The sequence below is a fragment of the uncultured Bacteroides sp. genome, from assembly GCF_937912035.1.
GTDB lineage: Bacteria > Bacteroidota > Bacteroidia > Bacteroidales > Bacteroidaceae > Phocaeicola.
The window spans coordinates 198,545-213,086 of the sequence record NZ_CALDPF010000035.1 but is presented as its reverse complement, the minus strand read 5'-3'; the positions used below and the strand labels follow the sequence as shown (position 1 = coordinate 213,086).

Below are 14,542 nucleotides of genomic sequence, written 5' to 3'. Positions count from 1 at the left end.
AGTGGTATCTGTCATGCACACGTGAAGGTTCTCAAGATATGGTTTCCAGTGTGTGACCAGTATCTCCTGAAGGGATTCAATGTCAAGACGGGCTGCTATCTCATTACGGATGGCGCTGACTATCTTGTAGTTGGTTATTGGGAAAGACGGGGCTATCATGATTCCACAGAACATCTGGTAATGTATGTTGCCGTTAAGATGTTCCACCAGATGTCTGTCAGAAAGTCCGGTATAGGCCTTCAGGATCATAAGGGCAATCTTTGCAGAAGGACTGAATATGTTCCTGCGTCCAAGACGATTTTCAGACAGCCCCATGGCTTTTGCCATAACTTCAAAAGGAAACACTGAATGAAGCCTGACAAGCTCACTCTCATTAACTCTTGCGATATTTTTCCAGAATATCAAATTCTGTAAAACCCAAAGTAGTGTGAATTTCCGAAATATTTTGTATCTTAGCTATATCTTTATTGGGGGATTTCCCCCGTTTTGGCCGTCAAACCTTATTTTTGGGGGAATACCTAAAGATACAAAAAAAGCCAACTAATTCGCAATACTTTGTGTATGAATTAGTTGGCTAATTCTATAATATTTACTGAATGTCCCTTATTAGAATTGATAATAAAAAGGGAAGAACAGATTGTGAAAAATCTTCTTCCCTATTATGATATGTAAATATATTGTATATTGCGTGTAATTCTCAATATTTAATACACCTATATGTTATTGTTTACTTTCTTAATATAGCCTCGATTTCTTCAATTTCAGCTTTAAATGCTTTGTCTACGTCTACCTGATCTTTTACGATCTTACATGCATGTAAGACTGTCGCATGATCTTTCTTGCCAATCATCTGTCCTATCTTTGATGAAGAAGTTTCTGTATGTTTTTTTGCAAGGTACATTGCAACCTGTCTTACCTGTACAACTTCTCTTTTCCTTGTTTTGGTATGAATAGTTGAAGTATCAACTTTGTAATAGTCGCAAACTTTTTCTATGATATCTTCTACGGTAACAGGTTTAACTTCTGCGCATTTTACTGCTTTTCTTACTATCCTTTGAGTCAGATCGATATCGATATCACGTTTGAAAAGGATAGACTGTGCCAATAATGAATTTACTATTCCTTCCAATTCACGTACACTTTCATTGACATTTTCAGCGATATAGCTAATTACTGATTCAGATATAGTGAGTCCGTCTTTCTTTATTTTGTTACGCAAAATGTTTTTGCGAAGTTCTGTGTCAGGTTTTTCCAACTCCGCAACAAGTCCCCATTTGAAACGTGTAAGCAAACGGTCTTCCATACCTTGTAGCATTACGGGTGCACGGTCAGAAGTTAATATAAGTTGCTTTCCGTTCTGGTGAAGATGGTTAAATATATGGAAGAATGTATTTTGAGTTTTTGTTACACCTGCAAACTCTTGAATATCATCAATGATAAGTACGTCAATAGTTTGGTAGAAAGTAATGAAATCGTTGAAGTGGTTTGTTCTAACTGAGTCCGTGTATTGCACCTGAAACAAATGTGCAGACACGTACAAAACTCTCTTTTCTGGATATAGCTCTTTGATACGCGTACCAATAGCATTGACAAGATGAGTCTTGCCAACTCCTGAAGGACCATAAATAAACAAAGGGTTAAATGTTCTGGCTGGATTTTGAGCCACAGTCTCAGCTACTGTTCTTGAGAATTCGTTGCTGGTTCCTTTTATGAAATTATCAAAGTTGTAGTTGGGATTTAGATGTGGATCTAAATCTTGTACAACTTGTGCCTGTAAAGGGTTTGGAGATTTGTTTGCATTCTGTACACTTGTTGGCTGTACTGCTTGCGAACGTTTTGTTCCTTCTATATTGACAGTTATCTGATTTGTTTTGTCAGTGAGTATAGAATACATTAACTCCGTACCTTCGCCAATTTCCTTATAAATGGCAGCACGAAGCAACCCAACGTACTTTTCTTCCAAATATTCATAGAAGAAAGGACTTGGTACTCCTATAGTCAATGCCTTATTGTCATATTTAAGAGGAACAATAGGCTCAAACCATGTTTTAAAAGCCGTTGCGTTAACATTGTCTCTTATGAACATGAGACATTTGTTCCATAACGTAATAGCTTGATTCCCTTCAATCATATTTTATTTCTTTCTACAATCTAAATTTATTAAGCGAATTATCTACGGTGCAAATTTCGTGATGAAATTCTGAAAAAACAAATATATATTTTCTTGTTTTTCTGAAAAATAGTATAAGTATTTGATTATTAATATATTATAAAAAGTAGTCTATATAATAGGTAATAACTTTGTTATAACTTTGTAATATGTTGAAAATTAGTTCATTATTTATTCCTTATATATTATGCCATATTTCTTATATATAAATATAATATGTTGAAAATCAATTCTAAATATGAGCTTTTAATGCTCTATTTAGAATTGATTTTATTTAGAAACGTTCTATTTTATTGCTATTTATCCTTTTTTCCGAATAAAGAAAAATGAACATATCTTTTAGGATGTTCTTGAAGGTCTTTAAGTAATGAAGCAGCATTGGCAGATGTTGCATTCAGATTATTATACAGTTCAGGGTCATTAAGTAATAATCCTATTGTATTGTCTTTATTGTTCAATTTGTCTGTTAATGCATATACGTTTTTAAGTGTCTGATCTATTTTATTAAATGTTTCAGCATAGTCTATACCTTTTAGGTTACCACTTATAATTTTCAGATCTTCAGTTATTGTTGTTACATTACTTGTCAGTGTAGGTATATCGTTACTCATAAGTTTTTCCAGATGATTGCTGGTCTGATTTAACGATGCTGTTATTTTCTCAGCGTTTTTGATAGTGTTTCCTAAAGCGGGATCTGCCAGGAGTTTATTTAATGATGATAGGATGGAATCTAGTTTAGGCATCATTTTCTCCATTTGAGGTAATAGCTCTTCTTCCGCTTTAGCCATGATTCCGTTGTTTGCATACCCTTCAATAGTATCTCCAGGTGCTATTGTCTGGCTTTCTCCATGGTTCATGATAAGGTTCATTTTTACAGTACCGAGCATTTCTGTAACCAGTTCGGCCTTACTCCCTTGAGGAATCTTTATATTTTCATCCATTTCTATGCCGACAATAATGTGTCCTGGTTTATTGAAGTTATATTGAATATCTCTTACAAGTCCGACTTTAAATCCATTGGTATAAACAGGACTAGACAATGCCAGTCCGTTGACTTCAGTATAATCTACATAATAATAGCTTTCTGCTTTAAACATGTTTATTCCCTTAAGATAGTTGATCCCGATAAAAAGGATTAATAATGCTGCTATGGCTGCGATTCCTATTGTAAATTCTTTTTTCATAATCGTTATTTATTTGTTATTCTTGAATTCTTTTATTGCTTGGTTTATATTTATTTTTTTTTCTCCTTTAAATGCTATTATAAAAGCATCTTTGAATTTAGGATCCACTATGTTTTTTTTGATATTTAATATTTTATTGTAGTCCTCGTTCTCTCCAAAGGTATATTTAATCATTCCATTTTCTTTATACCAACTTACAGGTTTTAATCCTTTAAACTGTTTGCTATTAGTAGGTATTACTTTATCTGAAGCCAGTATCTGGATCTTAAATATAGGCTTTGAAGTTGTGTGTAGAGTACTATTTTTCGGACTTTCTGATTTTTTTTCTAGTTTTACATCTTTTGTTTGTGTCTTGGAAGTATTCCCCTTGTAATTTAAAAAGGCTTTATAAATAGCTTCTGCTAGCTCTGAAGTACCTTTCTCTGATAATAGGTAAGTCTCTTCAGACGGGTTCGAAATATAGCCAAGTTCAATTAGCACACTAGGCATGGATGTTTCTCTTAGAACAAGGAAACCTGCCTGATGTACACCTTTGTCTATTCGGTTACATCCTTTGAAGTTCTTTTGTATGAGTGTTGCAAAATTTACGCTTTGTGCCATGTTCTTGTCCTGCATAAACTCAAATATAATGTAGCTTTCGGATGAATTGGGGTTAAATCCTGCGTATCTTTGTTTGTAATCATCTTCTATTAAGATTACAGAGTTCTCCTTTTTAGCCACTTCAAGGTTTTCTTCTGTTCTATGTAATCCTAGAGTATATGTTTCTGTACCTCTTACGTGTGAGTTTTTTCTTGCTACAGCATTGGTATGTATGGATATAAAAATGTTTGCTTTCGCATTATTTGCTATTTCGGCTCTTTTGTGTAATGGTACAAATATATCGTTTTTTCTAGTGTATACAACTTTTGTGTCATTACAATTATTTTCTATGAGTTTACCTAGTTTTATAGCAACATTTAAATTTATATTTTTTTCTTTTCCTTTTCTACCTATGGCTCCCGGATCATTACCTCCGTGTCCAGGATCCAGGACTACAATGAATTTATCGTTTATCGTATTTCCTATGGCAGGATATGAAAACGTTATTATGCTATAAAATAAAAGTATTCTGTAAAAAATATTCATCCTATATAATAATGTAAACAAATCGTTGCAAAGTTAATATTTTTTGCGCATTCATTTTGCTCTAATTCTAAGTTTTTATAATTAATCGTCTAAAAACAGTAAAATATACTATTCTATCTGATATTATGACTTTTTTTATTATCTTTGTAATATTACTTTTATCAAACGAAAATAGATGTAATAAATTAGTCTTTGTAACTTAAAAAAAATATAGCTTATGATATTGATAGACGGAAAGGCAATATCCGAACAGGTAAAGCAGGAGATTGCTCAGGAGGTTGCTCAGATTGTAGCTTCTGGTGGTAAACGTCCGCATCTGGCAGCTATTCTTGTTGGTCATGATGGAGGAAGTGAAACGTATGTGGCAAATAAAGTTAAAGCATGCGAGGTTTGTGGCTTTAAATCGACTTTGATACGTTTCGAATCTGATGTTACAGAGGAAGAGCTTCTTTCAAAAGTCAGAGAACTTAATGCCGATGATGATGTTGATGGGTTTATAGTGCAATTACCCTTGCCTAAACATATTTCAGAACAGAAGGTTATAGAAACAATAGATTATAGAAAGGATGTCGATGGTTTTCATCCTATAAATGTAGGTAGAATGTCAATCGGACTGCCGTGTTATGTGTCTGCAACACCTAACGGAATCTTGGAATTGTTGAAAAGATATAATATTGAAACCAGCGGAAAGAAATGTGTGGTTTTGGGGCGAAGTAATATTGTAGGTAAGCCCATGGCTTCATTAATGATGCAAAAGGCTTATCCTGGTGATGCTACAGTTACTGTTTGTCACAGCAGAAGTAAAAATTTGGTTGAAGAATGTCGTGAGGCTGATATTATTATTGCAGCTTTGGGACAACCGGAATTTGTTACGGCTGGTATGGTAAAAGAAGGTGCAGTTGTGATTGATGTAGGTACAACAAGAGTCCCTGATGCAAGTAGAAAATCCGGATTCAAACTTACAGGCGATGTGAAGTTTGATGAAGTGTCTCCTAAATGTTCATATATAACTCCTGTTCCTGGTGGTGTCGGTCCGATGACTATTGTTTCACTTATGAAAAATACACTTCTTGCGGGCAAAAAAGCTATTTATAAATAATTTAATAATATGGTGTAATTGTTGAATAATTATTAGGTACCATCTAAGTACTGTCTGTTTGCTTTTTGAATATTTATTATCCATGAAAATAGTAAATAGGTATATATCACAGTTGTTGCCGATAGTTTTGTGGCTATCGGCAACAACTGTTTTTGCTGTTTCTTCTGATACACTTTCTATATTATTTGCTGGAGATTTAATGCAGCATGATGCCCAGATTAAAGCAGCAAAAAGAGTTGGGAATATTTATGATTATAGTAATAGTTTTTCTAATGTCAAGCAATATATACGTTCGGCAGATATTGCTGTCGGAAATCTGGAGGTGACTTTGGGAGGTCCCCCATATAGTGGGTATCCGGCATTCAGTGCCCCTGATGAATTTCTTTTTGCCGTCCGAGATGCCGGTTTTGATGTTCTGGTGACAGCAAATAACCATTGTCTCGACAGAGGTAAACCAGGGCTTGAGAGAACAATAGAAATACTTGACTCGTTAAAGATAAGACGTGCTGGTACATATAAGAATGTTGACGATAGAATCCACAATTACCCGCTGTTAGTTGAGAAAAAAGGTTTTAAGGTCGCTTTTTTGAATGCCACCTATGGAACAAACGGGATATATGTTACAAAGCCCAATATCGTGAATCTTATTGACAGGAAGCAGTTGGCCCATGATATAATGAAAGTCAGGTTGATGAAACCAGATATAATAATAGCTTTCATGCATTGGGGGACAGAATATAGGACAACTCCTTCTTCAGGAGAAATAGAACTTGCTAAATGGCTGATTGATATGGGAGTTGATCATGTTATAGGCTCTCATCCACATGTTATACAGCCTATAGCCATGTTAGGAGATAGTATAAGTCCACGAAAACATCTGGTGGTATTTTCATTGGGGAATTATATATCTAATATGAGTGCCAGGAATACAGATGGAGGGATGTCGGTAAAGCTTTATTTTAAGAAAGTTAATGGAATGACAAGATTGTTGTCTTTTGAGAAATCGCTGGTATGGACTTCTAGACCTGTTTTGAACTGTAAATCCGATTTTATTCTTTATCCGTCAGATGTTGATGTTAAATATCTGAATGATAATGAGAAACAGAAAATGAACAGGTTTTTAAAAGATGCTGATTCTATCCTGAAAAATGGTGATAGCATATTTTATTTGGATAAAAATGAAAAAAAACAGGCGAAAAGTTTGCAAAAACGGAAATAATGAGTACCTTTGCATCGCTTTTGAAAGGAAAGCCAACAAATGGTGACTATAGTTCAGTTGGTTAGAGCGTCAGATTGTGGTTCTGAATGTCGTGGGTTCGAGTCCCACTAGTCACCCTCCCAGCTTAATAATATTAAAGTCCTGCAGTAATGTAGGACTTTTTTTATGTATAACTTTTGTATAATTTGTACTTTTTTTAGAAAGTTTTTTCTATCTTTGCCAAAAAGAGTTATATGAGGTTTCGTACAGTAGTTAAAATAGGGGTTGGATTGTCTGTCTTGTTATTCTGTTTTGGAGTGGCATTTTATAGCTTTCTAAGTTTGACAGACGCAGAAAAGGGTAAGGATATAAATATGTTTGCCTTGATTCCTGATGACTGCAATGGTGTTCTTGATACTGATAATATTAGTTATTATACAAGTGAATTTCCACGTACTTCTTATGCAATTGATCTTGATACATTACATCATTCTGAGTTGATTAACAATATTCTTACTGATATTACTAAGTATACTTCTGTAAATACACATGGGCTTGCAAATCAGATTAAGCGTATGATGATAAGCTTTCATGACTCTACTTCTGTGAAAGATGTTGTTGCGTATTTTAATTTATCAGGAGGTAGTAATAAGTTTGTTCTCGATATTCTTCGTCAAAAGTACGGTCCTGAAATTCATCCTAAGACTGAGGTCTATCGAGGAAGAAAAATAGAAATATACCCATTGGGTAAAACGGCTAATTTCCTTTCTGTTTTAACAGGAGAGGGATATATAGTTGTAAGCTATCATAAAAAATTGATAGAAAATGTAATTGATGCGGTCAAGGATGGTACCTCTTTAGCGAATGACGAAGTTTTTAAGAAACATCAGATGAAGAAATCTGCTAACTATCTTACATTCTATGGTCGTACAGGGTCGTTCCCTCTGTTGGTTAAAAATAAAAATGTATGGAGTGAGTTCGAACTTCATCTTAATAGTGATGTCCTTTACCTTAGTGGATCAATGTACGAGCCTGACAGTTGTATGTATGACATTGACTCACATTTAGAGAATATTTGTAATGTCTCGTCTGACAGTATTATTATTGTATCCAGTCGTGAGAAGGTCGATTCATGTATAACAAATGCGATATCTAAGTCCAGAACTAATATATTTTATCACTGTCTTTCAAATTTATCCAGAGACGCTTCATATATTATGGTTGCCGATATGGATAAAGTTGCCGATAATATTGAAACATATTCACCTTATATTCCCGGATTTATTTGTGACAATATAGATTTGTTTCGTTCTTTTATTATTTCATCTCAGGTAACAGAAGTAGATGGTAAATACTCGCATATATATGTTTTTACATATAAAGATTGATTTTTTATCTTACTTTGTTTCTGATGAAATGAGGGCCTGCCTTGAATTTGAAATAGAACATTGAAATCAAAGTTAGTATGGCACCAAACAAGTAGGCATATTTGAAAGATGAAATCTCTGCAATGCTTCCTCCTGTCAGCATTCCGATACCAAGACCAACATCCCAAGATGTCAGATAAGTACTTGTCGCAGTCCCTCTTTGATTGTTTGGGGCTAGATTTACAAATAATGTATTGTAGGCCGGAAACATAGTACCAAAACCTATTCCAAGCAAAAGTGATATTGCGAAGAATAATAAGGTGGTGAACATGTAATTCCATTCAATGGTCCACCCACAGGCAGTAAGTCCGAAATAACAAAAAGATACAAGGTACATACCAGCCATTATTACTTCTGTAATTTTTCCTTTATCTACAAGTCTGCCACTGAACAGACGGCTTACAGCCATTCCCACAGCCATGAATGTGAAAAATAATCCCGTTTCTGCAGTAATGCCTATCTGTTTTGCATACATAGCCACATAGTTGGTAGTCATTCCGTATGGAATAGAAAGCAGCAGAAGACTCAATCCTCCTGGTAGTCCTTTGATTAGAATAAATCTGTCCAGCGAAATAGGCTCACGTTTTACGGGTGGACGATATTCTGTTTTCACACACGATGCCATTATTATTCCCAGTATTCCTGAAATCAAGGCATAAGAGAATACTGTTGTATATGACGCTCCGGCATTGTGCAGGAATAGTCCGAACATAGGACCTATAGACATGGCCAGGTTGTTTGTCAGTCCGTAATATCCCAATCCTTCGCCTCTTCTTGAAGAAGGCATGATGTCAATCACCAGAGTGTTTCCTCCCACGGTAACCATTCCGAACGAAAGTCCATGTATAACCCTCAATATGACAAAAAAGGTAAGAGTGCCGGCAAGCATATATCCTGCAAATATAGACGTGAAGATAAAATATGCCACAAGATAAAGAGGCTTTCTGGCAAAGGTATCAAGAAAATAGCCGGAGAAAGGTCGTATGCACAAAGCCGCAATGGTATAGCATGACAGCACTATTCCGATTGTGGTGTTTGATACTCCGAATATCTCTTCAAGATAGAAAGGCAGTACCGGAATAAGCAGCCAGAAACCGAAATAAAGCAGAAAGTTTGCGGCCAGGATGCAGCAATAGCTTGGTGTGATAAGTTTATCTTTGCTCATATCTATATTATGTGATTTGCCTGTTTTATAATCCAAAGGCACGGAATCGCCATATTGCGGTCACCGTGCCTTGTATAAATTATATGTTTTCGAAGTACCGTTTATCAGTTGGCAGCTTCGAATTCAGTCAGGAATCTTGTGTCATTTTCGGAGAACATACGCAAGTCTTTCACCTTGTATTTCAGGTTTGCTATACGTTCAACACCCATACCGAATGCGTAACCTGAATAAACCTTGCTGTCTATTCCGTTAGCTTCGAGCACGGCAGGATCCACCATACCGCATCCAAGAATTTCCACCCAACCAGTGTATTTACAGAACGGACAACCTTCGCCGCCACAGATATCGCAGCTGATATCCATTTCTGCACTAGGTTCTGTGAATGGGAAGTATGAAGGACGAAGACGAATCTTTGTACCTTCGCCGAACATTTCCTGTGCAAACTGAAGAAGTACCTGCTTTAAGTCTGTGAATGAAACATTCTTGTCGATATAAAGACCTTCTACCTGATGGAAGAAACAGTGTGCTCTATAGCTGATGGCTTCATTTCTGTAAACACGTCCCGGACAGATTACGCGGATAGGAGGTTGTGAAACTTCCATTACACGACTCTGTACAGATGAGGTATGTGTTCTTAGAATAATGTCAGGATGGCTTTCAATGAAGAATGTATCCTGCATATCGCGTGCAGGATGGTCTTCAGCGAAGTTCATAGAAGAGAATACATGCCAGTCGTCTTCCACTTCAGGACCATCGGCGATGGTAAATCCCATGCGGCTGAATATATCGATGATTTCATTCTTTACAATGCTCAATGGATGACGTGTACCCAAATCGATAGGGTAGGCAGTACGAGTGAGGTCAAGTTCAGCGGTACCGTTGTCCTGCATTTCGAAAGCTTCTTTCAGAGCTGCTATACGTTCCTGAGCACGGTTTTTCAGCTCATTCAGTTTCATTCCCACTTCCTTTTTCTGTTCTGCTGCCACATTTCTGAAGTCAGCCATAAGTGCATTGATAGCACCTTTTTTACTAAGGTATTTTATTCTCAGCGCTTCCAGTTCTTCAGCGTTCGAAGCCTTTAAATCTTCTATTTCCTTAAGTAACTCTTCTATTTTTGCTAACATATATTACTGTTTTAAGTATTTTACATTGGCGCAAAGTTAATTATTTAAACTGAAATATTTTCTTTTTCAGCTAATAAAAAAGAAAACTAAACTTATTTCGTTTACTAACGAAAAAAATAGGTAATTTTGTGGCGTGTTTTATATTAGGCATAATTAAATGAAAAATATTCTATTGGGATATGTCCTGCTGCTCATGGTTGTGTCGTGTGTAGGGCAGCAGAAAAGGTCCGAATCTTTGTCGGACGAACAGGGAATTGAACTGGTGCAGGCCGATTCTGTTTTAACATCCGATGAGGGATTATCGGATACATTGATTGTTGTAGATGAGGTGGTGCCAACCACTGCTGATGCCAGTTTCATCGATTTTCTTTATTATTTCACTTCCGATGAGGAATTCCAGCATTCTCGTATTCTTTTTCCGGTATCTTTCTATGATGATACTGCAGTGACAAGGCTTACTTCCGATGAATGGGTTTTCGATCCGATGTTTGACTCCGACCAGTTATACACTGTGATATTCGACAAGGAAGAAGATCTGGAACTTGAGAACGGTTCGTCAACAACGAGCGTTCAGATAGATTGGATTTATTTGTCTGATTATCATATCAGGAGATATTATTTCGAGCTGAAGGACGAACGTTGGTATCTGGAAGCGGTAAATAAGGAAAAGATGACACGTACAAAACACGGAGGAGAAGATTTCTATGATTTCTATCATCGGTTTGCTTCCGACTCGATTTTCCAGTCCGAAAGACTGTCGGAACCTTTACTGTTCTCTACTGTGGATCCTGAGGACGAGTTCTCTGTTCTTGAAACCACATTGGAAAAAGGACAGTGGTTTGCTTTCCGTCCTCCAATGCCGACAGAAAAACTAACCAATATCCGTTACGGACAGAAAGAGACTGAAGAGTCGAATACAAAAATCGTAGAATTCAAAGGTCTTGGTAACGGATTAAGCAATACTCTTTATTTCAGAAGAGTTCACGGAAAATGGAAACTCTATAAATTTGAAGATTTGGGCGATTGATAAATATAACCTATATATAATGAAAGAATATACAGATTATCCTATACTTAAATACAATACATTCGGAATGGATGTCAAGGCATCCCGTTTTGTGGAATATTCATCCGTTGACGAACTTAAATCATTTCTTGCATCACGTGATGTTGCATTGCCTTTGCTGCATATTGGCGGTGGCAGTAATCTTCTGTTCCTTTCCGATTTTAAAGGCATAATATTACATTCTGCAATAAAAGGCTTCAGCATAGAAGATGAATCTGACGAATGGATAGACATAAAGGCCGGAGCGGGCGAAGTGTGGGATGATTTTGTGGCATATACCGTATCGGAAGGTTGGTATGGAGCAGAAAATCTTTCAATCATTCCGGGCGAAGTAGGAGCGTCTGCCGTACAGAATATAGGTGCATACGGAGTTGAGGCAAAAGATATAATCCTGAAAGTTCACACAGTCGATGTCTCTGATGCTTCAGAACGTGTCTTCACAAACGGTGAATGTCGCTATTCTTACCGTAACAGTATCTTCAAGGAAGAACTTAAAGGAAAGTACATTGTTACATACGTCACATACCGTCTTCGCAAGAAAGCCGAATATCATCTCTCATACGGAAATATCAGTGCCGAGCTGGAAAGAAGAAGTATTGAACCATCGCTGGAAAATGTGCGAAACGTAATAATAGATGTGCGCCGTTCCAAATTGCCAGAACCATCTGAATTAGGTAATGCCGGAAGCTTTTTTATGAACCCTATGGTTTCAGCGCAGAAGTTCAGACAGTTGCAGGAAGAATATCCTGACATGCCGCATTATCCTGTAGATGATGATACAGTGAAAGTTCCTGCCGGATGGATGATAGACCGTTGTGGATGGAAGGGATGCAATATAGGACCAGCAGGAGTATATCAAAAACAGGCCCTTGTTTTGGTAAACCTTGGTGGCGCTACAGGAAATGACATTTCAAACCTCGCAAATGAAATTATAAAGTCAGTAAAAGATAAATTTGGAGTAGATATACATCCCGAAGTGAATTATATTTATTAACCTGATAAATACATAATACAATATAAAGTACGACTATTATGAAGATAACAATATTAGGAAGCGGAACATCTACCGGAGTGCCTCAAGTGGGGTGTACATGTCCGGTGTGTACCAGTACCGACCCTCGCGACAGGCGTCTCAGGTGTTCAGGATTAGTAGAAGTTGACGGAGTAAGAATCTTGATAGACTGTGGTCCTGATTTTCGTGAGCAGATGTTGCGTCTGGAAGATTTCGGGCCTATTGATGCGGTACTTATCACTCATGAGCATTACGATCACGTGGGCGGACTTGACGATCTTCGTCCTTTCTGCCAGTTCAAGGATGTACCTGTCTATGCCGAAGATTATACGGCCGAACGACTTCAGCAGCGCATACCATATTGTTTTGTAGAACATCCGTATCCTGGTGTTCCAAGGATACCTTTGCAGAGAATAGAACCCGGCAAGCCGTTTTCTGTGACCGGAATGTACGGCAATACAGTGGAAATCATTCCATTCAGAGTAATGCACGGCAAGATGCCTATTCTTGCTTTCAGAATAGGGGATATGGCATGGGTAACAGATATGACAGATATGCCTGAAGAAAGTAATGTCTTTCTTGAAAATCTTGAATGTTTATTTATGAATGCTCTTCGTATGGAGCCTCATTGGACGCACCAGAGTCTTCCGGAGGCTATTGAGCGAGCAAACAAGATTTCTGCCAAGGAAACATATTTCATACATGCCAGCCATCATATAGGTCTGCATGCAGATGTGGAGAAAATGCTACCGGAGCACATGCATCAGACATACGACGGTATGGTGATAGAGTATTGACAGTATTTAAACGGTATTTAGGTTCCGTTTAAATACTGTTTTTTTATAAAAACATACAGCATAGATACTGTCCTAATTCATGTTTGTTGTCTATACCCTTTGAATTTTATATAAAAGCTAATAAAAGCTTTATCGGTAATGTAAGCATGATTATTTCTTCAATATTTTGATGTTATATATGAAGAATAAAATGTTCTATTTGAGGAATTTCAATATCAATATATTGATAAAATTCTTCAATAAGGCTATTTTTGCTAAAAAATAGTCTGAGTTATGAATACTATTGAGAAAATATCAGTAAGCCAGCTGAAGAATATTGGTTTGGAAATGAGTGTGCTGGATGATGATATTATATTGTCCGATAATATAGAAATAAAGGGAAACCTATTCGATAATCCATGCCGCCTTGACGGTTTTGTCTTGCTGTTCTGTGCTCATGGTGAAGCAGAACTGCAGATTAATCTCCACGAATATAAGATATATCCCGGTATTCTTGTGCTTAACATTCCGGAGAATGTAATCCGTATAAGTAACGTAAATAATCTGAAGATTTATCCTATTATTATTTCATCTGATTTTCTAAAGAAAATGAATATCAAGATGAAAGACCTGATGAAACTGTATGTCTTTGCGAAAAAAGAGCCTATTATTTCTTTGGAATACTCGGAAATAGCGACATTGGAAAAATATTATTTCCTGCTGGAAGATATAATACAAAGTAACGAAGAACGAAAGCAATCTATCCTGGAAGGGCTTATTCAATCATTGGTTTCTAAATTGAACAGTATAATCCATCGTTTTCAGAACAACAAGCAGGACTTTCCGGCAAAAAAGAGAAACGAAGAAATATTTGAATCGTTTATAGAGCTTCTTACTCAAAGTGAAGCAATAGGGCGTAATCTGGCATATTATGCCGAAAAGATAGGTATAACGCCGAATTATCTTTCTAAACTGGTGAAAGAATATACAGGCAGGACTGCCGTCGAGTGGATTGATGAGTTTGTCATTTTCGAGGCAAAGACAATGATAAAACATACCAAATATACAATTCAAGAAATTGCATATAAATTGAAATTTCCTTCTCCGTCATTTTTTGGAAAATATTTCAAACGTCTCACAGGTATGTCTCCCAAACAATATAAGTTATCATGATAGATATTTTTAGTGAACAATAA

The 14,542-nt window shown here is 36.5% G+C and carries 12 protein-coding genes, 1 tRNA gene and 1 pseudogene; 8 read left to right on the top strand and 6 right to left on the bottom strand.

Features of this window, described 5'->3' with window-relative positions:
- The 4 genes and pseudogenes from Q0486_RS10185 to Q0486_RS10170 form a co-directional block, all read right to left on the bottom strand.
- Nucleotides 1-460 (bottom strand): annotated as a pseudogene (locus tag Q0486_RS10185) (transposase); the annotation flags it as partial.
- Between the two features lie 267 nt (nt 461-727).
- The gene (gene dnaA / locus Q0486_RS10180) at nt 728-2,131 is read right to left on the bottom strand and encodes a chromosomal replication initiator protein DnaA (protein ID WP_299232614.1); all 1,404 of its coding nucleotides are present in this window, start codon (nt 2,129-2,131) and stop codon (nt 728-730) included.
- A gap of 335 nt (nt 2,132-2,466) precedes the next feature.
- Nucleotides 2,467-3,363 carry an MlaD family protein gene (locus Q0486_RS10175; protein ID WP_299232638.1) on the bottom strand — a complete coding sequence of 299 codons (897 nt, stop codon included), beginning with the start codon at nt 3,361-3,363 and terminating at the stop codon, nt 2,467-2,469.
- Entirely contained in the window at nt 3,364-4,500 is a 1,137-nt protein-coding gene (locus Q0486_RS10170; protein WP_299232611.1) for an N-acetylmuramoyl-L-alanine amidase, read from the bottom strand. It abuts the gene before it with no gap.
- Between the two features lie 196 nt (nt 4,501-4,696).
- Here Q0486_RS10170 and folD point away from each other — a divergent pair, with 196 nt between their 5' ends.
- From folD to Q0486_RS10150, 4 genes are all read left to right on the top strand, one after another.
- Entirely contained in the window at nt 4,697-5,578 is an 882-nt protein-coding gene (gene folD / locus Q0486_RS10165) for a bifunctional methylenetetrahydrofolate dehydrogenase/methenyltetrahydrofolate cyclohydrolase FolD (RefSeq protein ID WP_299232608.1), read from the top strand.
- Between the two features lie 82 nt (nt 5,579-5,660).
- Entirely contained in the window at nt 5,661-6,797 is a 1,137-nt protein-coding gene (locus Q0486_RS10160) for a CapA family protein (RefSeq protein WP_299232605.1), read from the top strand.
- A gap of 42 nt (nt 6,798-6,839) precedes the next feature.
- Nucleotides 6,840-6,913, top strand: a tRNA-His gene (locus Q0486_RS10155).
- 117 nt (nt 6,914-7,030) lie between these two features.
- Entirely contained in the window at nt 7,031-8,164 is a 1,134-nt protein-coding gene (locus Q0486_RS10150; RefSeq protein WP_299232602.1) for a hypothetical protein, read from the top strand.
- Between the two features lie 4 nt (nt 8,165-8,168).
- Here Q0486_RS10150 and Q0486_RS10145 read toward each other — a convergent pair whose 3' ends face one another.
- Nucleotides 8,169-9,368: an MFS transporter gene (locus tag Q0486_RS10145; protein ID WP_299232600.1), complete on the bottom strand. Its 1,200-nt coding sequence runs from the start codon at nt 9,366-9,368 to the stop codon at nt 8,169-8,171.
- 104 nt (nt 9,369-9,472) lie between these two features.
- The gene (gene pheS, locus Q0486_RS10140) at nt 9,473-10,492 is read right to left on the bottom strand and encodes a phenylalanine--tRNA ligase subunit alpha (RefSeq protein ID WP_299232598.1); all 1,020 of its coding nucleotides are present in this window, start codon (nt 10,490-10,492) and stop codon (nt 9,473-9,475) included.
- A 157-nt stretch (nt 10,493-10,649) separates the two neighbouring features.
- On the opposite strand from pheS, the gene Q0486_RS10135 reads away from it, so the two are divergent.
- From Q0486_RS10135 to Q0486_RS10120, 4 genes are all read left to right on the top strand, one after another.
- Complete coding sequence (locus Q0486_RS10135) at nt 10,650-11,519, top strand: DUF4348 domain-containing protein (RefSeq protein ID WP_299232595.1); 870 nt, start codon at nt 10,650-10,652, stop codon at nt 11,517-11,519.
- Nucleotides 11,520-11,538: 19 nt separating this feature from the next.
- Nucleotides 11,539-12,552, top strand: a complete 1,014-nt coding sequence (gene murB, locus Q0486_RS10130; RefSeq protein WP_299232592.1) for a UDP-N-acetylmuramate dehydrogenase — start codon at nt 11,539-11,541, stop codon at nt 12,550-12,552.
- Between the two features lie 38 nt (nt 12,553-12,590).
- Nucleotides 12,591-13,367, top strand: coding sequence for an MBL fold metallo-hydrolase (locus tag Q0486_RS10125; protein ID WP_299232589.1), 777 nt, complete (start codon nt 12,591-12,593; stop codon nt 13,365-13,367).
- A 273-nt stretch (nt 13,368-13,640) separates the two neighbouring features.
- Nucleotides 13,641-14,519 (top strand): helix-turn-helix domain-containing protein, encoded by an 879-nt coding sequence (locus tag Q0486_RS10120; RefSeq protein WP_299232583.1) that lies wholly within the window; start codon nt 13,641-13,643, stop codon nt 14,517-14,519.
- Nucleotides 14,520-14,542 lie beyond the last annotated feature (23 nt).

Excerpts from the sequence above, each read along its gene's own strand:
- dnaA (WP_299232614.1), bottom strand. The coding sequence starts at position 2,131 with ATGATTGAAGGGAATCAAGCTATTACGTTATGGAACAAATGTCTCATG.
- folD (WP_299232608.1), top strand. The coding sequence starts at position 4,697 with ATGATATTGATAGACGGAAAGGCAATATCCGAACAGGTAAAGCAGGAG.
- Q0486_RS10160 (WP_299232605.1), top strand. The coding sequence starts at position 5,661 with ATGAAAATAGTAAATAGGTATATATCACAGTTGTTGCCGATAGTTTTG.
- Q0486_RS10150 (WP_299232602.1), top strand. The coding sequence starts at position 7,031 with ATGAGGTTTCGTACAGTAGTTAAAATAGGGGTTGGATTGTCTGTCTTG.
- Q0486_RS10145 (WP_299232600.1), bottom strand. The coding sequence starts at position 9,368 with ATGAGCAAAGATAAACTTATCACACCAAGCTATTGCTGCATCCTGGCC.
- pheS (WP_299232598.1), bottom strand. The coding sequence starts at position 10,492 with ATGTTAGCAAAAATAGAAGAGTTACTTAAGGAAATAGAAGATTTAAAG.
- Q0486_RS10135 (WP_299232595.1), top strand. The coding sequence starts at position 10,650 with ATGAAAAATATTCTATTGGGATATGTCCTGCTGCTCATGGTTGTGTCG.
- murB (WP_299232592.1), top strand. The coding sequence starts at position 11,539 with ATGAAAGAATATACAGATTATCCTATACTTAAATACAATACATTCGGA.
- Q0486_RS10125 (WP_299232589.1), top strand. The coding sequence starts at position 12,591 with ATGAAGATAACAATATTAGGAAGCGGAACATCTACCGGAGTGCCTCAA.
- Q0486_RS10120 (WP_299232583.1), top strand. The coding sequence starts at position 13,641 with ATGAATACTATTGAGAAAATATCAGTAAGCCAGCTGAAGAATATTGGT.